Origin of the sequence: Streptococcus sp. 2020WUSS084, assembly GCF_044427445.1 — a bacterium.
In the GTDB taxonomy this organism is placed as follows: domain Bacteria; phylum Bacillota; class Bacilli; order Lactobacillales; family Streptococcaceae; genus Streptococcus; species Streptococcus suis.
The window spans coordinates 213975-237519 of record NZ_JAOTGC010000001.1 but is presented as its reverse complement, the minus strand read 5'-3'; the positions used below and the strand labels follow the sequence as shown (position 1 = coordinate 237519).

Sequence of the window (23545 nt, the reverse complement as noted above, 5' to 3'; positions counted from 1 at the left end):
ATTGGTATTTGTATGCTTTCAATATATCAGGTATAATCATTATTAATTAGAAAAAAGAAGAGGTGTTTTGCTTGTTTGAAAAATTAATCCTGTATTCCCCAATAACTATTCTTGTATTGTCCTATATTCTGAAGTTTTTTTGGCTTAGATTTTCAATCTTTGTAGATGAATTAATTTCAGGTGACAAAATAAAATATTTTTCTCATATTTTATTTTGGTCAATTATAAGTTATATATATTGGGTATGCCATCAATACGAGATTTTAATATTTCAAACTAGTGATAATAATTTAGATTTAGCATCACTAGTTTCTCTAGTCTTGACAATTTGGGCAAGTTATGGTGTTTATATCGGTTTTTTACAATTTATGGCTGGTTATGATAATAAAGAAAATGGAACGTACTTAGGTTATCATAAAATGGATTTTTTGACCAAAAGCAATATTTGGTACCATTTAACAAATTGTTGGGAATTTTTCGGCTCTTTATTACTTTCAATTGTTATTCCTATTATAGTTAAATTTAATACATCAGTTGATATTCGTTATCAATATATTTGGCAGGCTATAGTTGGTTTTCTATTGATTTTGTTTATTTTTCTTTTGAAATTTAGCTTAAAAGTGGTTAAAATAACCATATTTATCAACAAAAATACAGATGGAGGTCTGAAAGAAGTTATTAAATCGGATATTGAAAATAGATATAACAAATACTTTAATAAACTAATCAAGCAAAAATTTTCTTATGGTGCTAGGGAGAGTTACTTTAGACAAGTCAAAATGGATTTATCCAATATTGATAATAATACAGATAAAATCATATTTTTAAATGTTGTTTATTTTGCTGCCTCAAGTTCTACAATAATTGAAAATATAAAGGGATATAAGGAATGGGATATTGTCAATTATAAGTCCTTTATAAAAGACAAATACGATTTAATTTCTCATATTAATTGTGAAGATGATACATTAAATTCTTTTGTAATTTCATTATTTAAGCTAGATGTTCAGATATTTGATAAATTAAATACAAAGAATATAAGTTGGATAGAGAGTGATTATAACTTTGAATCCATTGGTATTTATAATAAAAAGTCCATTCTAGGCGTAGAGCTTAATAAGAAAATCAGAAGACCCTCAATTAATTCGTTTGAATATAGTGACATCAATAATATACATATTTACATGTTTAAAAAAATTGCGGAGAGGGCTAAAAATAAACAAGCTATTTCACAATTGGTAAATCTAATTCAGGAAAGATTTTCTCAAAATGTTAGTAGGGGCAGTTACTGGGAAACAAATAACACAGATAAATTATTTGTTTTTGAAAAGTCAATTTCTGATTCCAGTCTTCGGATTTCCAAAGAGGACTTTGGAAGAATCGAGAAGATGGATGTATTTTACTCTTCAACCTACCCTGAAATTGAATCTAATTCTGACGCTAATAGCGTATATTTCTCATTGCATTCAAATATTATAAAAATTGATTTCCATTTTAAAAATGACGGACAGTATTATGTTAAACGTAATGAGATCAGAGACTATTATAATGAATATGAAGAGAAGATTTGGAATATTCTGTTTGATAAATATAGTGACTCGGATGATCTATCAGATGTATTTCTTCCTAATTTAAGAGAGCCTGAGATAATATTAGAATCTTTTGGAGGTCGTGATGAGATTGTCATTCGAGATTATGATAATAAGCTTGGCTACTCTAGATTATGTTTTAAGTACCTAACTGATAATTATGAATATGTTGACAGTAGTACTTCAAATTTTACCAATTTATTAGAAATCGTAAAAACGATGTCTGTTAACTACCGTGGGGCATTTGCATTATATCAATTGCTGTATCCAGAAAATCGGAATTGGGATTCTAGTGTTGAAAATTACGTAGAGATTCTATCAGAAGTTTTGTCATCAAGAAGAGAAGAAAGAGGAAAAATTTATAATGATATGGTTTCAATAATCACTGAGATTGAATACGGTAAGAGTCTTGGTGTGAAAGTTCTTGGAAAGGTATTTGAGACAAAAGATATTGAACTTATTGATGATGAGTTTTTGAAAGATTTCAAAGGGATTCCTAAATTAAAACTCATTGTAGTTCAAAGTATATTGTCTACCCATACATATGGTTTTAGAAGTATAGAGTTACAAGACAGATGGGAAAAACAAGATTTAGTTGAACAATACATAAGAGGGCTTTCTATAACCCCTAATTTATTTCCTAGCTATACTGATGATTATAAGACTTTGAATTCATCTATGAGTGAGTTTTTATTGAAGAATATGGAGGTACTAACCTCTTATGATTTTGCAAAGTTACCTTTAAGTTCAGTTTTGTTGTTTGAAAAACTTTTACATTGGAAATGGTGGAGGGATGAAAAGCGTGATGAAAAAGAATTTATGGTTAATCTTATTAAAGAAAAAGCGAGCTGTAATAAGTACAGTCTCGATGGGTCTTTATTGAAATTTTTCACTTTAAAATTGACAGAAGGTCAAGGGGATCAATATCTAAGTGTTGTCAATGATAAAGATTTTAAAAAAGAATTTAAGTTTGCTTTACTTAATCATCTTAAGAGAAGTCAATTGACACTAAATACGTATTTAGATGGAATTGCTGATGAACTTAAAAAATACGATAGTGTAATGATTGGTATCTATGAAAAAGAATTAATAAAAAGAGAGGTAGAAAAAATAATTTTTGAAAATTATTTATCACTTGAATAGTTACTATTAAAAAATATAGACTTTATAACAACAGTTTTTGGATTACCATCAGGTAGTCCTTTTTCTTGTGATAAAATCTCCAAGTTAATCTTGATATGATGAGGCTATCACTAATAAAGGAGTAAGCCATGTTAAATAAAGTGAAAGCTCGATTTCTGATTGGAGTAGGAGGTTTAATCGCAGTCAGTTTTATGGTCATGATGGGCTATACGATTGGCTTTCAATCTGTTTCAAAGCAAACTGAAAACCAAATACGAGCAGAAGCCAATAAACTTGTGACAAAGGAAAAGCAGGAGGAAAGAGCGACAGTCCTATCAGATGAGCTTGTCAATGAATTTCTCACTCAATATTACACCAAGGTCCAGTTAGGAGAAAATAACACTCGTATCAAACCCTACATGACGGATTCGGCATTTTCAGAAGAGGAAGCAAATCAGAATAAAGCGATCAATCAAGTTTATAAAGATTATATGCTTGACTACCGATTTGAATCAGCCAGTATCTATGTCAATACAGAAAGCAATGTTGCACTTGCGGAAGTTACCTATCAAGTGACCTATGTTTCTGATTTGAGTGAGCAACAACAGCGAACCACTCAGACAGAAACCAAGACGGTTATGTTATCCTACTCCAAAGTTTCCGACAAGCTCTTGGTAAATCAAGTCACCATCTGGAATGGAAAACTGGAAGACATGAAAGAAGCAACAGATGGAGCTAATTCCAGCATACCAACGATCCAAAGAACTACAACAAGCGAGAATAACTAGCAGGAGACACTCTTCTGCTTTTTTTGATAGGGAGACAAGATGACACGAATTAAAGCAGTAAAACAAAAGGCCATTTTAGATGTGGCTGAAAGTCTGGGTTATTCCTTCAGACGTTTATCAGGACAAATTTTTGAACACCCAGACCATGATTCCTTTCGGATTTTTGCCGATACCAATACTTTCAAATGGTTTTCAAGAGATATACAAGGGGATGTAATTGACTTTGTTCAATTAGTGGCAGGTGTTTCTTTCAAAGAGGCTGTGTCTTATCTTGAAACTGGAGATTTTGAACAAGCTAAGTTGATAGTAGAAACCTATCAACCGTTTCACTATCATTTGCGTGAAGAACCCTTTCAGCAAGCACGTATATACTTAAAAGACATCCGTGGCCTAAGTGATCAGACTATTAATACCTTTGGCAGACAAGGATTGCTTGCTCAAGCTACTTATCAATCGGAGTCGGTTTTAGTGTTTAAAAGTTATGCCCATAATGGTGTCTTACAGGCCGCAAGCCTTCAAGGTCTCGTCAAAAATGAAGAAAAATACAATCGTGGCTATCTCAAAAAAATCATGAAAGGCTCAAAAGGCCATGTTGGTATTAGTTTCGATATTGGGAATCCTAAGCGACTCATTTTTTGTGAATCAGTTATCGATATGATGAGTTATTATCAACTTCACCAAAAGCGGCTATCAGATGTTCGCCTGGTGTCAATGGAAGGCTTGAAATTTTCAGTGATTGCTTACCAAATCTTGCGTCTAGCAGCAGAGGAACAAGGGAAATTGGCATTCCTAGATACAGTAAAGCCAAGCAGACTTAGCCATTATCTTCAGGCGATACAAGAGACGACAACCTTTTTCCAAACCCATTCAAACGCATTAACATTGGCTGTTGATTACGATGATGCGGGAAGAGAATTTTGTCAGAAACTGTCAGATAAAGGACTTCCGATTTCTCAAGATTTACCACCATTGCAGGGCCTTGAAACAAAGTCAGATTGGAATGATATTGTGAAACAGCAGAGTGAACTATCCTTAAGTGATTTTATCCAAACAGCCCAAGCACAAGTCAAGAAGAATCATTCTCCACCAAAACGAGTGCGATCTTTGGAATTGTGATAACAAAATCAAGTCCGCTATCATAATCTAGAATGTGACAAGGAGGACACCCTATGAGTGTGATTGAACGTCTAGCTGAAAAAGTAGCTAGACAAGAAGAAAAAGTCTCACGTGAGACGGAGAAATTGGAAAACTATCGAGACCAACTACAAACAGCTATGTACAGTACCTTTATCAAACGGCAACAATCTAGTCAGTTGTCATTTCATGAAGCACTAGAGCAAGCCTTTGGTAAAGAAACCACACTACACCCAAATTACAGAAATGAGGATACAGAATGAGTAAAACATGGAATTTTGATCAGCCACTAGATGATGTGAAACCAACATCTTCCCATGAAGAACGAGCTAAAATCGCAGCACTTTTTCATAAACAGGATGAAAAACCAATTGATGAAGTAGATTATGTAGCTGCTTTTGAACAGCAACAAAAGGAGTCAGAATCAAAAGATGTACAAATGCTCGCATCAACCGTTAAACAAAATCAGCCGAAGAAGGTAAATATCACAAGTGATTATAAACAACACTTGGCTAATACCATTGCACAAAACAATAAGGATATTTCCGCCTGTCAGAAGCAAATTGAAGAACTTCATCAATTGATTGATGGAAAGAAAATCCAAAACAAAAAGTTGCAGGCTATTTCAGTAGCCATTGATGATTTATAAGTCAGGTAGTCCTATGCGGGCTACCTTTTTACAATTTAAGGAGAAGATAATGAAATTTTTTCAAAAGAAAACACAGAATCAGGACCGATTTAAACGACTGATTCATCGACTATCAGAGATGTCAGATACTGAACTAACTAAAGTAGAGAAACTCATAGATGTGGTCTTTGATCCAGATTTCAAGCCTGATAGGAGCGTTGAAATATCTCGAAATGATATAACTACTGAGGAACAAAGTCTTGATAAGTCGATTCAAGAAGCGAAAAATAAACTGAATACTGAGCAGTTGGAGAAGCGAATAGAGCAGTTTAAGCAATCGGAGAAACCTAAAAACGGATAACGCACCAAATATGGTGCGTTATCCGTTTTTTATGGTATAATGAAAGCAAATATGAGGAGGTCTTTATCTATGATTGGAGACAATATAAAATCATTACGCCGAACACACGATTTAACACAGCCAGAATTTGCGAAAATGGTCGGGATTTCACGCAATAGCCTGAGTCGTTACGAAAATGGTACCAGCACTGTTTCAACTGAACTCATCGACCGTATTTGTCAGAAATTTAACGTTTCTTATGTCGATATTGTAGGAGAGGACAAGATGTTAACACCTGTCGAAGATTACCATCTGACTTTAAAAGTAGAAGTGATAAAAGAACGTGGAGCAGCCATTTTATCAAAGCTTTATAGATACCAGGATAGTCAAGATATTGCTTTTGATGATGAATCTAATCCTTGGATTTTGATGAGTGATGACTTGGCCGAATTGATCAATACGAAAATTTACCTTGTCGCTACTTTCGATGAAATAGAGCGTTACAATGGCTATTTAGATGGTATTGAGCGGATGTTAGACATGGTGTATCATCGGGTGGTGGCATAATGAGATTGGAAGAATTTAGTGAAGCTGAGTTTCAGAAGGCTTTACAGCGAACCATTCGGGCTTTAACCCGAGGAAAGGCGATTCCAGTTCAACCGAAAGCTATCTTACTTGGTGGACAAAGCGGAGCAGGTAAGACGACTATTCATCGTATCAAGCAAAAGGAATTCCAAGGCAATATCATTATCATCGATGGTGACAGCTACCGTTCTCAGCATCCCAATTACTTAGCCCTGCAAGAAAAGTATGGCAAGGACAGCGTGGACTATACCAAGGGATTTGCAGGAAAAATGGTAGAGCATCTGGTTGATGAACTTAGCACACAAGGTTATCATTTGCTGATTGAGGGAACCTTGCGAACTACTCAAGTTCCTCGTCAGACTGCTCAATTATTATCTTCTAAAGGTTACCAAGTTTCCTTAGCAGTGATTGGCACCAAACCAGAACTGTCATATCTCAGCACCTTAATTCGTTACGAGGAACTTTATGCCATAGATCCGACTCAGGCTAGAGCAACACCAAAAGAACACCATGATGGGATTGTAGAGAACTTGGTTGATAACCTAAGGGAGTTAGAAAGAGAGAAACTCTTTGATTGTATTCAGATTTATCAAAGAGACAGGACTTGCATTTATGATTCTGAAACTGATGAAGGTTCCGCAGCAGATGCGTTACAAGAATCCCTCTTTGGGAAATGGAGTAAGGTTGAGAAGGAGATGATGAAGGTGGGACAGGAAAGGTTGAGGGATATGTGTAATTAGGAATGTATATCGTGTTTAATAATATAAAATATCTAACTTGTTACTATGTAATTGCGCCAAAGTATGGAGTTTTTATTGAAGAATACAATTTAGACATGAAATTTTTGAAAGTAAGAATACTAAACTGTCTAGTGCCCTACTAAATCTCTGATTCTATGGATTATTAAGTACTACTAATTTAGAGTTAGACACTTAGATAGGTTTGTTCCTGATTTAGAACAAAGTGAAAGAATGTATGTAATTTAGCCTAGAATAGTTTTTCAATCTCAACACAAATGAAAAAGGGATTGATGATTGGATTGGATACAACTTATGTCAAATGAATTACAGAATTTGGAATTTAGCAGAATTAATAAAATAAAACATACGAAAGAGCGTTGTTAGGTTAATCTATAATTATGTATTTTGATAATAAATTACGAATTTATTTGTTAGAAGGAGGTGAGTTATAAAATAATTTTTTTAATAATATAGTCATAAAAATGTGATGACTTATTTAAACTTTTTTTAGTAACAGTTAAAAACTTAAGCAATAATAACTATAATTAAGGAGCTAATATGAGTGATATAAAATTCTATGAAAAGGTCTCAGAAGAGATTGAAAAATCCAATGAGTATAGAAAGTTGAGGGAAACACTTAGAGAAAAAATTAGGGAAATCGATGGTACAATTTATATATTACAAAGTCCTTTATATAATATTGAGGGAGAAAAGACTACAGAAAATAAGGCTATGTCGGTTGATTCTTTTGTTGTTCTCATTCCAAAGACAAAAATAATTTTTACAAGTATCTATGATATCGATGATAGTAATTTTGAAGATTATGTTGGAGAATTTCTGGATTCAATAACAACCTTAAGCGGAGTTTTCGGATTCAAAGGAAAAATCGGAAATAGTAGAAAATGGTCACACTTAATCCATGAGCAGCCAATTAATTCAATTTCAATGGAAACAATAAATGAATTATCCATACAAGATAAGGAATCACGTGTAATTCTAGATATTCTTATTTCTTTAATAACAGGTTCAATTAATACGCCTGAAAAAGGGGGAAATGTTGAAAGCCTATTAGACGCAGTTCGAAAAAGAATTGTCCAATTTGATGGCGATCAAACTAGATTTATATATGACGAAATTACCGACAAAGAAATTGCAATACAAGGTTTAGCGGGTACTGGTAAGACAGAACTATTATTTCATAGATTAGTAAATTTATATAATCAGACCGATAAAAAAATTATTTTTACGTGTAATAGTAAAATCTTAGCAAGCGATATTCAAAAACGTCTTCCCAAATTTTTTGATCAAATGAAGGTATCTCAACGGGAAGATATTGATGAGCGGATTAAGGTAATGAGAAGTTGGGGTTCAAGGTACAATTCTAATTCGGGTTTATATAGTTACATATGCCATTTCTACGGACTCGATTTTATTAACTATAATGACTCTGGTATAAAAGGTTTTGATGGAGTTTGTGAATTAGCTGAACAACAATTAGAATTAATAAAGGAAGAATTAGGACCTGACTTTAAATATTGTTCGGACTACATACTTATAGATGAAGCTCAAGATTTCTCTGATTCTTTTTTTAGATTATGTAAACTTGTAGCTTCGACACAAGTGATTATTGCAAGCGATATTTTCCAGACAATATATGAAAGAAAATCTGAGGTAGTTCAGCAACCTAATTTCACTTTAAATAAGGTTTATCGGACTGATCCAAAGAATTTCATGTTCTCACAATTTTTAGGATTCGGTCTTAAAGAAAAAACCGTTATAAAATGGTTTGACGATGATGAGGCTTGGAAAACATCAGGGTATACTTTTAATAAACATCAGAGTGATGGAAAAACGGTTTATGAGTTTAGCAGGGAACCGATTCAAAGATTTACTGATTTCGATGATTATTCAATTCAACCGACTGATTTAAGATATACACAGAGTGATGACGAAATTTTAAACGAAGTTATAGATATAATTGATAAATTAAGAAACAATCATCCAGATATTACTCCTGCAGATATCGGAATTGTATTCGTTTCGAAAGGGAAGAACGGTTATAGATTAGCGGATATGATTAGTTCGTTAATTGAACAAAATTATAATTGGGAAACTCAAAAAATTTATGAGAGCAGATATAAATCTAGAAATAAAGATAAGGTGTTCATAAGTAATCAAAATAATGTTAAAGGATTAGAATTTTCATTTATTATTGGTATTGTTTTAGATGAAATTACTCAAGATATTGAAAGTAGAAATACAATATATATGTTAATGACTAGGTCATTTTTAACTTCCTATCTAATACTCTCGAAGTCAAATAAGTTAATTTATGATGAATACAAGCCATTGTTAGATGAGATAACTGACACTGGAAAGGCGCTAATTTATCAACCTGAGAAATCGAATATATTAAAACCAGAGCAGATAAAAAACTTAATTGAAGGTTCTTTGACATTTGATCAAAAAATTGAGAGAGCTTTAAAAAATCGAGAGTTATTTAACATGGAAAACAGTCAGAAAATTAAAGGACTTATAAATGCTTTAGTCGGAAATATCGGAATCACTGTATCAGAAATTGAAGAAATTATAGAAAAAAATAGGAATTATTTAAATGGCTAAAGAATATTCATTTTATTTGGGGAAATCCTTAGAAAAATTATTAAAAAATCCTATAAAAAATCAACTAGATTTAGTACATCTCATATTAAGAACAGCTCAAGAAATTATTAATCCAATTTCAGATACTAGAGAAATTAAAGATGAAAAGAATGTTGAAAAGGATGAAGGATTTAGAATTGTATACCCTGATTTGCCAAAAGAGAGACTTCAAAGAATTTTTTTCTGTAATAAATATCCAGACTTTGACGGTCTCCCTATGTATACAATACAAACTTTTGTTTTTCCATTTAAAATAGTTAAAAACGAAGATGATGAGTTTAATCTCTTTTATAATTCTTCTTCAATAAACATAGAATTTGATGCTGCTGTTATATCAAATGTTCTAACTGTAATTAACATTATTGATGACGAAGAATTAACATGGGGTGACACTTGGGTAGAAGAGCTTATGGAATTGCTACATGGGAAAAATAAAGTTGTAGATACTGAAGATATATTTTACATAGTTAACGATTTTTTGACATTCGATTTTGGATATCTTAGATTTGATAATGATCCACAACATGAAAAACCAGGGCATCCTATTTATCACTTGGATATATGTATGAATAATAAAGCAAGCTTTAAATTAGGTTTGTATAATAAGTTAAAAATAAATGAGTTTAAAGGTTTACTTGACAATACTTCGGATATACTTTTTTTAGAAAAGTAATTTTGAAATGAATCAGTTATTAAAAAGGGCATAGAGAAATGATTGAAACATTTTCTGTGCTTTTTCTATTTGTGATAACTTTTTCAAATTTTCCTTGTTATCCTTATACCATATTTGAAAAAAATCAAATCTTGATTTTTTCACTGGGGGTTTGGGGGCGAAGCCACCACATTTTCTTATCGTCGGTTGACCAACCTGTAAGGTTTGGGTTCAGCTGGCGATTAGATTTTGGGTTATTGTGGACACAATAACTGAGCTCGCAAAGACCGAACAAGGGCTTTAGGAAATTTCCCGTATGACACACGGGGTCGGGGTTTACCCGAGAAAGGATGAAAGTGAGGGAAAGGGATGTCTGAACAGTACCGTGACATTCGAAAAGAGGTAAATCTAACCGCTGATGAGCTAAAACGGATTGAAAATATGATGGAGGTTGGCAATTATCGTTACTTTTCACCATTTGTGAGAGACAAAATTTTGATGACTGATGATAAACAGTTAGCTGTCAAAGAATGGTTTTCCCTTTGGCAGTCTCAAAAGTTAGAACAGATTAGTCGAGATGTGCATGAAGTTCTAGTTGTCGCAAGAGAAAATCAACAAGTGACTCAAGAGCACGTGTCAATCTTATTGACCTGCGTTCAAGAATTGATTGCGGAAGTCAATCAAGTACAGCCACTCAGTCGTGGGTTTCGTGAAAAATATATGAGATAGGAGGCTACTATGGTTTATCGATATCGCACTAATCTCAAAAAAGTATTTTTAACAGATTCAGAGTTACATCAATTGAATGAACGAATTGCTAAGAGTCACTGTCAAAATTTTTCAGTCTATGCCAGAAAAGTTCTGCTTAATCCCAATATGTCATTTGTCACCATTAACACGGATACCTATGACCAGTTAGTATTTGAATTGAGACGGATTGGAAATAACATTAATCAAATTGCGCGTGCCATCAATCAAAGCCATCTGATTTCTCAAGAACAGTTACAAGAATTAAGTAAAGGAGTTAGTGAGTTGATTACTGGAGTGGAGAAAGAATTTCAAGTGGAAGTGAAAAGACTGAGGGAGTTTCATGGTAGTCACTAAACACTTTGCGACGCACGGAAAAAAATATCGTAGGCGTTTGATTAAGTATATCCTCAATCCCGATAAAACGGACAATTTGAAATTGGTATCTGATTTTGGCATGAGCAATTACTTAGACTTTCCTAGCTATGAAGAAATGGTAGAAATGTACAATGTCAACTTTACTAATAATGACAAGTTGTACGAATCAAGAAATGACCGACGAGAAAAACACCAGCAAAATATTCATGCCCATCATCTCATCCAATCATTTTCTCCTGAAGATAATTTGATTCCTGAAGAAATCAATCGGATTGGTTATGAGACTATGATGGAATTGACAGGAGGTCTCTTTAAGTTTATCGTAGCGACTCATACAGACAAAGATCATACCCACAACCATATCTTAGTCAATGCCATAGACAGTAATTCAGATAAAAAATTGATATGGAATTATGCCTTAGAACGAAATTTACGTATGATTTCAGACCGTATTTCTAAAATGGCGGGGGCAAAAATTATCGAGAAGCGTTACTCCTACCGTGACTATCAAAAATATAGGCAGTCTAGTCATAAATTTGAATTGAAACAACGTCTGTATTTTTTGATGCAACAGTCAAAGTCCTTTGATGATTTTTTAGAAAAAGCGGTGCAGTTACATGTTCATATTGATTTTAGTCAGAAGCATAGTCGATTCATAATGACGGATAGAGCAATGACAAAACCAATTCGAGGACGCCAACTCAGCAAACGAGATTTATATGATGAAGACTTTTTCCGTACACATTTTGCTAAGCAAGAGATTGAAAGTCGTTTAGAATTTTTGTTGAACCGTGTCAATTCTTTAGAAGAGTTACTAACAAAAGCAAAAGAATTGAATCTAACCATTGACTTAAAACAAAGAAATGTAATCTTTATACTTGAAGAAAGTGGAAAGCAATTCAGTCTGAGTCATAAAAAAATAAGTGATAAGAAATTATATGATGTCAATTTTTTTCAAGATTATTTTAAAAATAAGGAAGTCGGTGATTCAGAAGGATTAGAGAATTTACAGGAACAGTACCATGCTTTTCAAGAAGAACGAGATAAAGATAAGGTATCCACTGAAGAGATTGAGGAAGCCTTTGAGACATTTAAGGAAAAACGAGATGCCGTTCACGAATTTGAAGTGGAAATTGCAGGACACCAAATAGAGAAGTTAGTTGATGAGGGCGTTTATATCAAGGTGTCTTTTGGTGTAAAGCAGAGCGGTCTTATTTTCATTCCCAACGATCAATTAGATATTCTTGAAGAAGAGAATCAGACAAAATATAAAGTCTATATCCGTGAGACAACCTCATACTTTGTCTATAACCAAGAACATTCGGATAAGAATCAGTATATCAAAGGACGAACCTTGATTAGACAGCTAACCAACGATAGTCGAGTAATACCATACAGACGACCGACTGTTGAAAGACTTCAAGAAAAGATTACTGAGATTAACCTCTTGATTGAGCTAACTGAGACAAACAAAAAATACCAGGACGTTAAAGACGACCTGGTTGCAGAAATAGCAGTGCTAGATATCAAACTAAATCAAACCAATGAAAAAATCGCCACCTTGAATAAGATGGCGGAAGTGCTTATCAACTTAAAGAGTGAAGATCCGAATAGTCGAAAATTAGCAAGGTATGATTTTTCAAAACTAAATTTGACAGAATCAATTACAGTAGAACAAGTAACCGAGGAAATAAGAGTGTTGCAAGAAGAACTAGGACATTATCTTGATGAGTACGAAGGATTAGCTAGGAAGTTGGAAACATTTGTCAAGATTCTCAATACTAATAAACAGACAGAACACGAATTTCAAGGAGACATTTCCCTAGAATAAACAAAACCAGTCTATCGACTGGACAAAAAAATATTATATTGAAGTTATAGTAATCGGTAGATTAGTTCTTTTAAGTCTTTAGCAGTTTGAACTTCATGAATTTTAGTATCAATAGGTAGTTTGCGTTTCCTGTGATTAAACCAAATGGATTTCCAACCAGCATTTAAGCTTCCTTCAATATCATTTTCAAAGTTATCACCAATATAAAGTGTTTGGTTGGGGAGAAAATTGAAATTCTTAGAAGCGAGATTAAAAATTTCAATTTGAGGTTTTTGGAAACCAGTTGCTTGGCTAATGATAATTTTCTCTTTATCAAAATATTTTAGAACGTCTAATTGTGATAATTTTTTTAATTGATGTTTAACTGGACCATTCGTTATGATTCCAATGGGAATCCTTTTTACAGAACAGTATTCAAGAATCTCTTTTAATTCAGGAAACAAGATAATTGAACTGAGTTCTTTTTCGTATGTTTTTTGGAAAGAGAGTGCTAAATCATCAGAAATACTAAAAGATCCAAATTCGCTTATTATCTGCTTACAACGAAAAATACGTAGTTCTTCAATTGAAATTTGCTTATTAGTGTATTTTGGAAAAGCAATGTCAGACCAATACCTGAATCGTTTATAGATAAGTTCAATTTCAGAAATATCAATTTCAGGAAAACATTGTATGATACTATTTTTGAATGGTAAAAGATGATCATATAAGGTATCATCAAGATCAAAAACGATATTTTTATAAGTCATAAGTTAGTTTAATTAGCTTGAATAATAGTTGTTTGTTGGCCAAATTCATTTAATTGGTCTTGGGATATTTGATTATCGGTGATGATAGTATCAATTTGTTCTAGAGTATAGAAATTAAAGAAATCATAACGATTGAATTTGGTACTATCAACCAACAAAATTTTTTCAACAGCATTGTCCAGTGCTAATTGTTGAATTTCTCCTTCAACATCACTGTATGTTGCGATAGCATTATCTGATACGGCGTTAGCACTTACAAATGCTTTAGAAAAACGTAAGGTTTTTAAGTTGGTTGTAGCCATTGAACCAACGAAAGCACCTGTAATTTCTCTGTACTCTCCGCCAATCAATAATAAGTCAACAGTCCTACTCTTATTCAGTATAAGGAAAACAGGAAGACTGTTTGTAATTACACGAATATTACGAGTTTTTAACTCAACTGCTAGATGTTCTAACGTTGTTCCAGGACCAATAAAAACAGTTTCACCATCTTTGATGATCGAATTGGCTTTTTGTGCAATAAGTTTCTTCTCTTTAGTTTGAAGTACCTTTTTTTCAATATGAGTTTTTTCGTGCGGTTCTTCATCTTTATAGAGTCGTTGTGCTCCTCCATGTATACGAGTCAGGAATCCTGCTTCAGCAAGTGCGTCTAAATCTCTTCTAGCAGTCATATCAGAGATATTTAGCTCTTTCATCATATCTTTGACAGTAATAACACCTTCAATGTTTAACATATCTAAGATACGTTCGTGCCTTTCTTTCTTTATCATAACTATGTTTCCTTTCTGTACTTACAAAATAACTATCTGTTAGTATTTTATCATAATAAAAATATAAAAACAAACAAAACAGAACATAATAAACATAAAAATAGTTGACAATATAACAAAACATGATTATATTATATGTTTGTAAACGTCATTGAAAGTGTAACAGAGGAGGAATAAGTCATGACGAAAAAAATAATAGGCGTTGATTTAGGTGGAACATCAGTAAAAATAGCCATTTTAGATGTTTTAGGAAATATAGAAGCTCAATGGTCAATCCCAACAGATATAAGTGATAATGGCAAAAATATTGTATCTGACATTATCAGTTCCATTCAAGAATATCTATTAGAAAATAGCTTATCTTTAGGCGATATTAAGGGCATAGGCATGGGAAGTCCTGGCAAGATTGATTTTGAAAAAGGAACAGTAACAGGAGCTTATAACTTAGGGTGGTCGAAAGAACAAAATATCAGAGAACAATTTGAAGAAGCATTTGGTCGTCCTTTTTATATAGATAATGATGCTAATGTTGCGGCGCTTGGTGAACGATGGAAGGGGGCTGGAGATAACGCACCTGATGTTATTTTTGTAACACTTGGAACAGGTGTAGGTGGAGGAATTATTGCTCAAGGCCAATTACTTCATGGTGTTAATGGAAGTGCTGGCGAGATTGGTCATATGGTTGTTGAAGAAGATGGATTTCCATGTACTTGTGGGAATATTGGGTGTTTGGAGACTGTTGCTAGCGCCACAGGGATTGTCAATATTGCAAAAAGCTTTGCTAGTCAATTTGATGAACCAAGTGAATTAAGAAGGTTAATTTTAGAACATCAAGTAACTGCAAAGGATGTTTTTGATTACGCAAAGAAAAACGATTCTCTTGGCCAAAAAATTGTATGGCAATTTGCCAATTACTTAGGTAAATCATTGAGTCAATTGGCTAATGCACTTAATCCCAATTATATTGTTATTGGTGGTGGTGTTTCTGCTGCAGGGGATTTTCTTTTAGATAAAGTAAAAGAAGAGTTTGATAGATTTGCTTTTCCAACAGTTAGGAATTCTACTAAACTAGCTTTAGCTACTTTAGGGAATGATGCTGGAGTGATTGGAGCTGCAAGCCTAGTTTTATAATAGTTATACCAACAAATATTAAGTTTGTTGGTGTTTTTATTTTTTTAAAAACAAACAAATCAAACACAAATAGTTTAAAACACAAAAAAAAAAACATAAAAATGTTGACTTTTGTTTTTAATGGTGGTATTATAATGGTGTAGAAATAATGAAAGCGTTATTTCAAACAGTTTTGCAAAAATTTATCGTCGATGTAGCTACATTCAATTATTTTCTAATGTAACAGGAGAAAGAAAATGGCAGTAATTATTGGTGCTGATAAAGCAGGTACAGAACTTAAAGAGACAGTTAAATCATACTTGATTGAACTTGGTAAAGAAGTTGTTGATGTGAGTAAAGATGGTCAAGACTTCGTAGATGTAACTTTAGCAGTTGCTAAAGAAGTGACCTCTAACGATTCAAACTTGGGAATCGTAGTTGATGCGTATGGTGTAGGACCTTTCATGACAGCAACTAAAATCAAAGGGATGATTGCTGCGGAAGTTTCAGATGAGCGTTCTGCTTATATGACACGTGGTCACAATAACTCACGTATCATTACCATTGGTTCTGAGATTGTAGGACCTGGTGTTGCCAAAAATATCGCTAAAGGATTTGTTGAAGGTGAATATGATGGAGGTCGCCACCAAATTCGTGTTGATATGTTGAATAAAATGTGCTAAAAATTCAAAAGTTAAAATTAGAGGAGAAAACAAATGAAAATTGCAGTAGGCTGTGACCATATTGTTACAAACGATAAAATTGCGGTAGTAGACTATTTGAAAACTCAAGGTTATGAAGTGATTGACTGTGGTACTTACGATAACATTCGTACGCATTACCCAATCTTTGGTAAAAAAGTAGGTGAAGCAGTTGCGAGTGGTGAAGCAGACCTTGGTGTATGTATCTGTGGTACAGGCGTCGGCATTAACAATGCTGTCAATAAAGTTCCTGGTATTCGCTCAGCTCTTGTTCGTGATATGACATCAGCTATCTATGCTAAAGAAGAATTGAACGCTAACGTCATTGGTTTTGGTGGTAAAATCACTGGTGGTTTATTGATGACAGATATTATTGAAGCGTTTATTCATGCAGAATATAAACCAACAGAAGAAAACAAAAAACTGATTGAAAAAATTCAACATGTTGAAACTCTCAATCAAGGACAAGCTGATCCACACTTCTTTGATGAATTCCTAGAAAAATGGGATCGTGGTGAATATCACGACTAAGAGGTAAGGTTATGATTCTGACAATAACAATGAATCCGTCAGTTGACATTTCTTATCCGCTTGAACAATTCAAATTAGATACCGTGAATCGTGTTGCTAAAACGCACAAAACACCTGGTGGAAAGGGCTTAAATGTTACTCGAGTTCTTTCCCAACTGGGAGATGATGTGATTGCAAGTGGCTTGTTAGGCGGTAAAATTGGAGAGTTCATAGAGAGTGAACTAGATAAGTCAAGTGTAAAACATTCGTTTTATAAGATAGCCGGGGAAACAAGAAACTGTATTGCTATTTTACATGATGGCAATCAAACAGAAATTCTTGAACAAGGTCCTACGATTAGTGAAGAAGAAGCAACAGGGTTCTTAAACTATTTTGAAAAACTGGTTCCAGATTTAGGGATTGTAGCTATCTCAGGTAGTCTCCCAAAAGGTCTTGATACAAACTTTTATTCTCGTATGGTGGGAATTTGTAATAAATATAATATCCCAGTTGTATTAGATTGTTCAGGAGAGGCCCTTCTAAATGTACTTGATGGACAAGAAAAACCCACAGTTATTAAACCAAATACTGAGGAACTTTCTCAACTAGTAGGAACGGAAGTGACTGATGATATTGATAGTTTGAAATCAGTTCTTCACAATTCTCTTTTCGATGGGATTGAATGGGTGATTGTTTCACTTGGTTCAAAAGGAGCCTTTGCAAGACATCATGATGTTTTCTATAAGGTATCTATCCCTAAAATTGAAGTGGTCAATCCTGTTGGCTCAGGAGACTCAACGGTAGCTGGTATTACATCTGCTTTAGTTCATAACGATAGTGATGAGAATTTATTGAAAAAAGCAAATGTACTTGGTATGTTGAATGCTCAAGAAGCGCTAACAGGTCATGTCAATCTTAACAATTACGATAATTTATTTAATCAAATAGAAGTAAAAGAGGTATAATAATGGTATTAACAGCACAAAAACGTTCATTGATGGAAAAAGTCAGCGATAAAAATGGTGTTATCTCAGCTTTGGCTTTTGATCAACGTGGGGCACTCAAAAAAATGATGGCGAAACATCAAACAGAAGAGCCAACAGTTGAACAAATTGAAACATTGAAAACAATTGTTTCAGAAGAATTGACAAAATATGCGTCTTCTATTCTTCTTGATCCAGAATACGGTTTGCCAGCATCTAAAGCTCGAGCGGACGAAGCAGGGCTATTACTTGCCTACGAAAAAACAGGATACGATGCAAGTACAACAAGCCGCTTACCAGATTGTTTGGATGATTGGTCAGTCAAACGCCTTAAAGAACAGGGTGCCGATACACTGAAATTTTTGCTATACTATGATGTAGATGGTGATGAGCAAGTAAACCGTCAAAAACAAGCATACATTGAACGTATTGGTTCTGAATGTAAGGCGGAAGATATTCCGTTCTTCCTTGAAATTCTGTCTTATGACGAAGGTATTGCAGACAACACAGGTGTTGAGTTCGCCAAAGTAAAACCTCGTAAAGTGAATGAAGCGATGAAAGTCTTCTCAGATGAGCGTTTCGGTATTGATGTTCTTAAGGTTGAAGTTCCAGTCAATATGAATTTCGTTGAAGGTTTTGGTGATGGTGAAGTCGTCTACACTAAGGAAGAAGCAGCACAACACTTCCGTGACCAGGAAGCTTCAACACACCTACCTTATATCTATTTAAGTGCGGGTGTTTCTGCTAAATTATTCCAAGATACCTTAGTATTTGCGGCAGAATCAGGTGCCAAATTCAATGGTGTTCTTTGTGGACGTGCAACATGGGCTGGCTCAGTTCAAGTCTTTATTGAACAAGGTGAGGAAGCAGCTCGTGAATGGTTACGTACAACTGGATTCCAAAATATTGATGAATTGAACAAGGTTTTGGAAAAAACTGCTAGTCCATGGACTGAAAAAGTATAATCATAAAAATTTTCGGAGGAAATAATCATGAATAGAGAAGAAATCACTCTTTTAGGATTTGAAATTGTTGCTTATGCTGGAGATGCACGTTCTAAATTTTTAGAAGCATTGAAGGCTGCCCAAGAAGGTGACTATGCCAAAGCTGAAGAATTGATTGCAGCTGGTGGTGAGTGCTTAAATGATGCACACAATGCTCAGACAAGTCTTCTACAAAAAGAAGCAGCTGGTGAGGATCTTGCCTTTAGTGTTACCTTAATGCATGGTCAAGATCACTTGATGACTACAATCTTACTTCAAGACCTAATGAAACATATGATTGAGTTGTATAAGAGAGGAGCAAAATAATGAAAGGGTTGATTGCTCAAATTGAGAAAGGGAAACCTTTCTTTGAGAAGATTTCTCGGAATATTTACCTCCGTGCTATTCGTGATGGCTTTATCGCTGGCATGCCGGTCATTCTTTTCTCAAGTATTTTCATCTTAATTGCTTATGTTCCTAATGCTTGGGGATTCAAATGGAGCGCTGATATTGAAACACTTTTGATGACTCCATACAATTACTCAATGGGAATTCTTGGATTGTTTGTTGCTGGTACAACTGCAAAAGCATTAACCGATTCAATGAACCGCTCATTGCCTAGCACAAATCAAATTAACTTCATTTCTACAATGCTTGCAGCAATTGTTGGCTTCCTGTTGATGGCTGCTAATCCAGCAAAAGATGGTGGTTTCTTAACTGGATTTATGGGTACTAAAGGTTTGCTTACAGCCTTCATTGCAGCCTTTATTACGGTTAATGTTTACAAGGTTTGTGTGAAAAACAATGTCACTATTCGCATGCCTGATGAAGTTCCACCGAATATTTCACAAGTATTTAAAGACTTAATCCCATTTACTGTCTCAGTCGTATTGCTTTATGCTATTGAACTTCTTGTACATAATGCACTAGGTGTAAATGTTGCGGAATCAATTGGTAAATTATTAGCTCCATTGTTCCAAGCAGCAGATGGTTATGTTGGTATTACCATTATCTTTGGTGCCTTTGCTTTCTTCTGGTTTGTTGGTATTCACGGGCCTTCAATTGTTGAGCCTGCTATTGCAGCCATAACCTATGCCAATGCTGAAGCTAACTTACAATTGCTTCAAGCAGGGGAACATGCTGATAAGATTTTGACATCAGGTACTCAAATGTTCATCGTTACGATGGGTGGTACTGGTGCAACATTGGTTGTTCCGTTCATGTTTATGTGGTTGACGAAATCAAAACGTAATAAAGCGATTGGACGTGCGTCTGTTGTTCCTACTTTCTTTGGAGTTAACGAACCAATTTTGTTCGGTGCTCCACTGGTATTGAACCCAATTTTCTTCATTCCTTTTATCTTAACCCCAATTGTTAACGTTTGGATTTTCAAATTCTTTATTGATGGTCTAGGAATGAACAGTTTTACTGCAAACTTACCTTGGACAACACCAGCTCCCCTAGGACTTGTACTAGGTACTAACTTCCAGGTTCTATCATTCATCTTAGCTGCTGTTTTGATAGTTGTTGATGTTGCCATTTATTACCCATTCTTGAAGGTTTATGACCAACAAATTCTTGAAGAAGAACGAACTGGTAAATCTTCAGATGAGTTGAAAGAAAAAGTAGCCGCAAACTTCAATACAGCAAAAGCTGATGCCATTCTTGAAAAAGCAGGAGCAACTGAAACTGTTGAATCAAAAGAAATTACTGAACAAACAAATGTTTTGGTTCTCTGTGCAGGTGGAGGAACAAGTGGTCTTCTTGCAAATGCTTTGACAAAAGCAGCTAAAGAATATGGTGCTCCAGTTACTGCAGCAGCAGGAAGCTATGGTGGTCACCGTGAAATCTTGCCGCAATATCAGCTCGTTATCCTTGCTCCTCAAGTAGCGTCAAACTATGAAGACTTGAAAGTAGAAACAGATAAACTTGGTATCAAATTAGCTAAGACAGAAGGTGCACAATACATCAAATTGACTCGTGATGGACAAGGCGCATTGGACTTTGTTAAACAACAAATGGAAAATTAAAATAGACAACATTAGGGAAGGTTGGGGGAACTCAACTTCCCTTTTTAGATGAAGAGGAAAAACAAATGTCAAAAACATTACCTAAAGATTTTATTTTCGGTGGTGCAACAGCAGCATATCAAGCTGAAGGTGCTACTAAAACAGACGGTAAAGGTCCAGTTGCTTGGGACAAATACCTAGAAGATAATTACTGGTATACGGCTGAGCCAGCAAGTGATTTCTATAATCGCTATCCTGTTGACTTGAAGTTAGCTGAAGAATTTGGTGTTAATGGAATCCGTATTTCAATCGCTTGGTCCCGTATTTTCCCAACTGGGTTTGGAAAAGTAAATGAAAAAGGTGTTGAATTCTATCACAATCTTTTTGCTGAGTGTCATAAGCGTGGCGTTGAGCCATTTGTAACTCTTCACCATTTTGATACTCCTGAAGCTTTACATTCAAATGGCGATTTCTTAAACCGTGAAAATATTGACCATTTTGTTAACTATGCAGAATTCTGTTTTAAAGAATTTACAGAAGTTAATTATTGGACAACCTTTAATGAAATTGGACCAATTGGTGATGGACAATATCTTGTTGGTAAATTCCCACCAGGTATCAAATACGATCTTGCTAAAGTCTTCCAATCACATCATAACATGATGGTTTCTCATGCTCGTGCTGTGAAACTGTTTAAAGATGGTGGATATAAGGGTGAAATTGGAGTAGTACACGCTCTACCAACAAAATATCCATTTGATAAAAACAATCCTGATGATGTCAGAGCAGCAGAACTTGAAGATATTATCCATAATAAATTCATTCTTGATGCAACTTATCTAGGTGGGTACTCAGAGAAAACGATGGAAGGTGTCAATCATATCCTGTCATTAAATGGTGGTGAGCTTGATCTTCGTGATGAAGATTTTCAAGCGCTAGAAGCAGCTAAAGATTTGAACGATTTCCTTGGTATTAACTATTACATGAGTGATTGGATGCAAGCCTTTGATGGGCCAACAGAAATTATTCATAATGGTAAAGGTGAGAAAGGTAGCTCTAAATATCAAATTAAAGGTGTTGGACGCCGTGAAGCCCCAGTTGATGTACCTAAGACGGATTGGGACTGGATTATTTATCCACAAGGTCTATATGACCAAATCATGCGTGTAAAACGAGACTACCCAAATTATAAGAAAATTTATATCACTGAAAATGGTTTGGGTTATAAAGATGAATTTGTAGACAATACTGTCTATGATGATGGTCGTATTGATTACGTGAAGAAACACTTAGAAGTCATTTCAGATGCGATTGAAGATGGAGCCAATGTTAAAGGATACTTTATTTGGTCCTTGATGGATGTTTTCTCATGGTCAAATGGTTATGAAAAACGCTATGGTCTCTTCTATGTAGATTTTGAGACACAGGAACGTTATCCGAAAAAATCAGCCTACTGGTATAAACAAGTAGCAGAAACTCAGGTTATTGAATAGATAATATTCTTCTTAAAAATTTCTAACGCAAGATAAGAGTGTGGGTGTTATACTGACGCTCTTGTTTTGTATAACGGAGGGAAAAATATGGTTATTGAATTAAAAAATGAACAGTTAACAGTACAGTTTTCGGAGTTTGGTGGTGCTTTATCTTCTATTAAAGATAAAGATGGAGTTGAATACCTTTGGCAAGGTAATCCAGAATATTGGAGTGGACAAGCGCCAGTTTTATTTCCGATTTGTGGAAGTTTGAGGAATGATTGGGCAATATACAGACAAGCAGAAAGACCTCATTTTACTGGAATTATTCCACGACATGGATTAGTTAGAAAGGAAAATTTTGATTATTGTAAGATAGATGACAGCACAGTGTCCTTTGGTTTTAAGGCTAATGAAAAAACACTTAAAGAATATCCTTATCATTTTGTGTTGAATATTATATATAAATTACATGGTTCAACGATAACAACGGAATATCAGGTGACAAGCAGTGAAATTGAACGTTCTATTCCTTACTTTATTGGAGGTCACCCAGGATTTAATTGCCCTTTAGAAGATGACGAGAAATACGAAGATTATTATTTAGAATTTTCTGAATATGAAACATGTAGCATTCCAAAGAGTTTCCCAGATACTGGATTACTTGATTTACAAGATAGAACCCCTTTTCTTGAAAATCAAAATAAATTAGATTTGGATTATTCTTTGTTTTCACACGATGCTATTACCCTAGATCAACTAAAGTCACGTAGTGTCAGTTTGAAGTCTAAAAAAAGTAATAAGGGAATTAAGGTGGATTTTAAAGATTTTCCACATTTAATTATTTGGTCCACCACTAATCAAAGTCCATTTATAGCCTTAGAGCCATGGAGTGGATTATCAACATCATTAGAGGAATCAGATATATTGGAAGAGAAGCAGGGGGTTACATTTGTAGAACCAAGTCAAACTAGTATCAAATCATTTGATATTACTATTTTGTAAATTAAAGTAATCTGAATGGAATCTAAAGATAGGGACTTTAGAAATTTACAAAAATCCA

At 34.3% G+C, this 23545-nt stretch carries 24 protein-coding genes; 22 read left to right on the top strand and 2 right to left on the bottom strand.

Going from position 1 to position 23545, the window contains the following annotated elements; all coding sequences use genetic code 11:
• Window positions 1-71 precede the first annotated feature (71 nt).
• The 13 genes from ODU50_RS01175 to ODU50_RS01115 all read left to right on the top strand — a co-directional run bounded on the left by ODU50_RS01175 (window position 72) and on the right by ODU50_RS01115 (window position 13195).
• Window positions 72-2732 carry a hypothetical protein gene (locus ODU50_RS01175; protein WP_105153136.1) on the top strand — a complete coding sequence of 887 codons (2661 nt, stop codon included), beginning with the start codon at window positions 72-74 and terminating at the stop codon, window positions 2730-2732.
• Between the two features lie 128 nt (window positions 2733-2860).
• Complete coding sequence (locus tag ODU50_RS01170) at window positions 2861-3499, top strand: hypothetical protein (RefSeq protein WP_024383482.1); 639 nt, start codon at window positions 2861-2863, stop codon at window positions 3497-3499.
• A gap of 39 nt (window positions 3500-3538) precedes the next feature.
• The gene (locus tag ODU50_RS01165; protein ID WP_105153135.1) at window positions 3539-4615 is read left to right on the top strand and encodes a toprim domain-containing protein; all 1077 of its coding nucleotides are present in this window, start codon (window positions 3539-3541) and stop codon (window positions 4613-4615) included.
• A gap of 53 nt (window positions 4616-4668) precedes the next feature.
• Entirely contained in the window at window positions 4669-4896 is a 228-nt protein-coding gene (locus ODU50_RS01160) for a DUF5965 family protein (RefSeq protein ID WP_000110924.1), read from the top strand.
• A complete protein-coding gene (locus ODU50_RS01155; protein ID WP_398581285.1) occupies window positions 4893-5282 on the top strand; it encodes a DUF5945 family protein in 390 nt (129 codons plus the stop codon). Before ODU50_RS01160 ends, ODU50_RS01155 begins: the two co-directional genes overlap by 4 nt.
• A 49-nt stretch (window positions 5283-5331) precedes the next feature.
• Window positions 5332-5622: a hypothetical protein gene (locus ODU50_RS01150; RefSeq protein WP_398581284.1), complete on the top strand. Its 291-nt coding sequence runs from the start codon at window positions 5332-5334 to the stop codon at window positions 5620-5622.
• Between the two features lie 69 nt (window positions 5623-5691).
• The gene (pezA, locus tag ODU50_RS01145) at window positions 5692-6168 is read left to right on the top strand and encodes a type II toxin-antitoxin system antitoxin PezA (protein ID WP_398581283.1); all 477 of its coding nucleotides are present in this window, start codon (window positions 5692-5694) and stop codon (window positions 6166-6168) included.
• Window positions 6168-6926 carry a type II toxin-antitoxin system toxin PezT gene (gene pezT / locus ODU50_RS01140; protein WP_398581282.1) on the top strand — a complete coding sequence of 253 codons (759 nt, stop codon included), beginning with the start codon at window positions 6168-6170 and terminating at the stop codon, window positions 6924-6926. Before pezA ends, pezT begins: the two co-directional genes overlap by 1 nt.
• Window positions 6927-7484: 558 nt before the next feature.
• Window positions 7485-9548 (top strand): DEAD/DEAH box helicase family protein, encoded by a 2064-nt coding sequence (locus ODU50_RS01135; protein WP_398581281.1) that lies wholly within the window; start codon window positions 7485-7487, stop codon window positions 9546-9548.
• On the top strand, window positions 9541-10260 hold the full coding sequence (locus ODU50_RS01130) for a hypothetical protein (RefSeq protein ID WP_398581280.1): 720 nt from the start codon (window positions 9541-9543) through the stop codon (window positions 10258-10260). Before ODU50_RS01135 ends, ODU50_RS01130 begins: the two co-directional genes overlap by 8 nt.
• 348 nt (window positions 10261-10608) lie before the next feature.
• On the top strand, window positions 10609-10968 hold the full coding sequence (locus tag ODU50_RS01125) for an SAG1252 family conjugative relaxosome accessory protein (protein ID WP_398581279.1): 360 nt from the start codon (window positions 10609-10611) through the stop codon (window positions 10966-10968).
• A 9-nt stretch (window positions 10969-10977) separates the two neighbouring features.
• Window positions 10978-11343 (top strand): plasmid mobilization relaxosome protein MobC, encoded by a 366-nt coding sequence (gene mobC / locus ODU50_RS01120; RefSeq protein ID WP_018163914.1) that lies wholly within the window; start codon window positions 10978-10980, stop codon window positions 11341-11343.
• A complete protein-coding gene (locus ODU50_RS01115) occupies window positions 11330-13195 on the top strand; it encodes an SAG1250 family conjugative relaxase (protein WP_105153049.1) in 1866 nt (621 codons plus the stop codon). The genes mobC and ODU50_RS01115 overlap by 14 nt, the downstream gene beginning before the upstream one ends.
• A gap of 44 nt (window positions 13196-13239) precedes the next feature.
• Here ODU50_RS01115 and ODU50_RS01110 read toward each other — a convergent pair whose 3' ends face one another.
• Window positions 13240-13944 (bottom strand): HAD family hydrolase, encoded by a 705-nt coding sequence (locus tag ODU50_RS01110; RefSeq protein ID WP_105153048.1) that lies wholly within the window; start codon window positions 13942-13944, stop codon window positions 13240-13242.
• A gap of 8 nt (window positions 13945-13952) precedes the next feature.
• Window positions 13953-14714 (bottom strand): DeoR/GlpR family DNA-binding transcription regulator, encoded by a 762-nt coding sequence (locus ODU50_RS01105; RefSeq protein ID WP_044666774.1) that lies wholly within the window; start codon window positions 14712-14714, stop codon window positions 13953-13955.
• 180 nt (window positions 14715-14894) lie between these two features.
• Here ODU50_RS01105 and ODU50_RS01100 point away from each other — a divergent pair, with 180 nt between their 5' ends.
• The 9 genes from ODU50_RS01100 to ODU50_RS01060 all read left to right on the top strand — a co-directional run bounded on the left by ODU50_RS01100 (window position 14895) and on the right by ODU50_RS01060 (window position 23487).
• Window positions 14895-15845 carry an ROK family glucokinase gene (locus tag ODU50_RS01100; RefSeq protein WP_105153047.1) on the top strand — a complete coding sequence of 317 codons (951 nt, stop codon included), beginning with the start codon at window positions 14895-14897 and terminating at the stop codon, window positions 15843-15845.
• A 236-nt stretch (window positions 15846-16081) separates the two neighbouring features.
• Window positions 16082-16507, top strand: a complete 426-nt coding sequence (gene lacA / locus ODU50_RS01095; protein WP_003084983.1) for a galactose-6-phosphate isomerase subunit LacA — start codon at window positions 16082-16084, stop codon at window positions 16505-16507.
• 33 nt (window positions 16508-16540) lie between these two features.
• A complete protein-coding gene (gene lacB, locus ODU50_RS01090; protein WP_002936382.1) occupies window positions 16541-17056 on the top strand; it encodes a galactose-6-phosphate isomerase subunit LacB in 516 nt (171 codons plus the stop codon).
• Between the two features lie 11 nt (window positions 17057-17067).
• Entirely contained in the window at window positions 17068-18000 is a 933-nt protein-coding gene (gene lacC, locus ODU50_RS01085; protein WP_002936379.1) for a tagatose-6-phosphate kinase, read from the top strand.
• A gap of 2 nt (window positions 18001-18002) precedes the next feature.
• A complete protein-coding gene (lacD, locus tag ODU50_RS01080; RefSeq protein ID WP_003084249.1) occupies window positions 18003-18983 on the top strand; it encodes a tagatose-bisphosphate aldolase in 981 nt (326 codons plus the stop codon).
• 27 nt (window positions 18984-19010) lie between these two features.
• Entirely contained in the window at window positions 19011-19328 is a 318-nt protein-coding gene (locus ODU50_RS01075; RefSeq protein ID WP_003082802.1) for a PTS lactose/cellobiose transporter subunit IIA, read from the top strand.
• Entirely contained in the window at window positions 19328-21031 is a 1704-nt protein-coding gene (locus ODU50_RS01070) for a lactose-specific PTS transporter subunit EIIC (RefSeq protein ID WP_105153046.1), read from the top strand. The genes ODU50_RS01075 and ODU50_RS01070 overlap by 1 nt, the downstream gene beginning before the upstream one ends.
• 65 nt (window positions 21032-21096) lie before the next feature.
• Entirely contained in the window at window positions 21097-22503 is a 1407-nt protein-coding gene (gene lacG, locus ODU50_RS01065; protein WP_012775549.1) for a 6-phospho-beta-galactosidase, read from the top strand.
• An 87-nt stretch (window positions 22504-22590) separates the two neighbouring features.
• A complete protein-coding gene (locus ODU50_RS01060) occupies window positions 22591-23487 on the top strand; it encodes an aldose 1-epimerase family protein (protein ID WP_024409316.1) in 897 nt (298 codons plus the stop codon).
• Window positions 23488-23545: the final 58 nt, after the last annotated feature.

What these genes read in the sequence shown, in the direction of transcription:
- ODU50_RS01135 (WP_398581281.1), top strand. Translation starts at nt 7,485, where the DNA reads ATGAGTGATATAAAATTCTATGAAAAGGTCTCAGAAGAGATTGAAAAA.
- ODU50_RS01130 (WP_398581280.1), top strand. Translation starts at nt 9,541, where the DNA reads ATGGCTAAAGAATATTCATTTTATTTGGGGAAATCCTTAGAAAAATTA.
- lacB (WP_002936382.1), top strand. Translation starts at nt 16,541, where the DNA reads ATGAAAATTGCAGTAGGCTGTGACCATATTGTTACAAACGATAAAATT.
- lacA (WP_003084983.1), top strand. Translation starts at nt 16,082, where the DNA reads ATGGCAGTAATTATTGGTGCTGATAAAGCAGGTACAGAACTTAAAGAG.
- mobC (WP_018163914.1), top strand. Translation starts at nt 10,978, where the DNA reads ATGGTTTATCGATATCGCACTAATCTCAAAAAAGTATTTTTAACAGAT.
- ODU50_RS01165 (WP_105153135.1), top strand. Translation starts at nt 3,539, where the DNA reads ATGACACGAATTAAAGCAGTAAAACAAAAGGCCATTTTAGATGTGGCT.
- ODU50_RS01105 (WP_044666774.1), bottom strand. Translation starts at nt 14,714, where the DNA reads ATGATAAAGAAAGAAAGGCACGAACGTATCTTAGATATGTTAAACATT.
- ODU50_RS01060 (WP_024409316.1), top strand. Translation starts at nt 22,591, where the DNA reads ATGGTTATTGAATTAAAAAATGAACAGTTAACAGTACAGTTTTCGGAG.
- lacG (WP_012775549.1), top strand. Translation starts at nt 21,097, where the DNA reads ATGTCAAAAACATTACCTAAAGATTTTATTTTCGGTGGTGCAACAGCA.
- lacC (WP_002936379.1), top strand. Translation starts at nt 17,068, where the DNA reads ATGATTCTGACAATAACAATGAATCCGTCAGTTGACATTTCTTATCCG.
- ODU50_RS01160 (WP_000110924.1), top strand. Translation starts at nt 4,669, where the DNA reads ATGAGTGTGATTGAACGTCTAGCTGAAAAAGTAGCTAGACAAGAAGAA.
- ODU50_RS01110 (WP_105153048.1), bottom strand. Translation starts at nt 13,944, where the DNA reads ATGACTTATAAAAATATCGTTTTTGATCTTGATGATACCTTATATGAT.
- lacD (WP_003084249.1), top strand. Translation starts at nt 18,003, where the DNA reads ATGGTATTAACAGCACAAAAACGTTCATTGATGGAAAAAGTCAGCGAT.
- pezT (WP_398581282.1), top strand. Translation starts at nt 6,168, where the DNA reads ATGAGATTGGAAGAATTTAGTGAAGCTGAGTTTCAGAAGGCTTTACAG.
- ODU50_RS01150 (WP_398581284.1), top strand. Translation starts at nt 5,332, where the DNA reads ATGAAATTTTTTCAAAAGAAAACACAGAATCAGGACCGATTTAAACGA.
- ODU50_RS01155 (WP_398581285.1), top strand. Translation starts at nt 4,893, where the DNA reads ATGAGTAAAACATGGAATTTTGATCAGCCACTAGATGATGTGAAACCA.
- ODU50_RS01075 (WP_003082802.1), top strand. Translation starts at nt 19,011, where the DNA reads ATGAATAGAGAAGAAATCACTCTTTTAGGATTTGAAATTGTTGCTTAT.
- pezA (WP_398581283.1), top strand. Translation starts at nt 5,692, where the DNA reads ATGATTGGAGACAATATAAAATCATTACGCCGAACACACGATTTAACA.
- ODU50_RS01170 (WP_024383482.1), top strand. Translation starts at nt 2,861, where the DNA reads ATGTTAAATAAAGTGAAAGCTCGATTTCTGATTGGAGTAGGAGGTTTA.
- ODU50_RS01125 (WP_398581279.1), top strand. Translation starts at nt 10,609, where the DNA reads ATGTCTGAACAGTACCGTGACATTCGAAAAGAGGTAAATCTAACCGCT.
- ODU50_RS01100 (WP_105153047.1), top strand. Translation starts at nt 14,895, where the DNA reads ATGACGAAAAAAATAATAGGCGTTGATTTAGGTGGAACATCAGTAAAA.
- ODU50_RS01070 (WP_105153046.1), top strand. Translation starts at nt 19,328, where the DNA reads ATGAAAGGGTTGATTGCTCAAATTGAGAAAGGGAAACCTTTCTTTGAG.
- ODU50_RS01115 (WP_105153049.1), top strand. Translation starts at nt 11,330, where the DNA reads ATGGTAGTCACTAAACACTTTGCGACGCACGGAAAAAAATATCGTAGG.